Source organism: Kitasatospora arboriphila (genome assembly GCF_039528095.1).
Taxonomy (GTDB): domain Bacteria; phylum Actinomycetota; class Actinomycetes; order Streptomycetales; family Streptomycetaceae; genus Kitasatospora; species Kitasatospora arboriphila.
Map to the genome: position 1 here is coordinate 1 of NZ_BAAALD010000180.1, position 278 is coordinate 278.

The following is a 278-nucleotide window of genomic DNA, read 5'->3' on the forward strand; positions in this document are numbered from 1 at the left end:
CCCCCCCCCCCCGCGCGGCGCGCGGGGCCTTCGCCGCGCCCGCGGTCCGTCCGCCCGCCCCGGCCCGTCCGGTGCGCACCTTCCCGGCGGGGGCAGGGGCGGCGGGGGCGGGCGGTCCGGACCGGGTGCCGGCCGGCGGCGCGGGCTCGCGTACGGGGGCGCCGGTGAAGGCGGCCCCGGCCCCGGACTCCAGGCGGCGCAGGCAGCAGTGCCGGGCCAGGGCGTACAGCCAGGCCCGGCGGAGCGCCGGGTCGGCGGGCCGGGGGGCGGGGCCGCGG

The 278-nt window shown here is 88.1% G+C and carries 1 pseudogene; it reads right to left on the reverse strand.

From position 1 onward, the window contains the following. Positions 1–278: pseudogene (locus ABD353_RS38890) on the reverse strand (hypothetical protein); the annotation flags it as partial.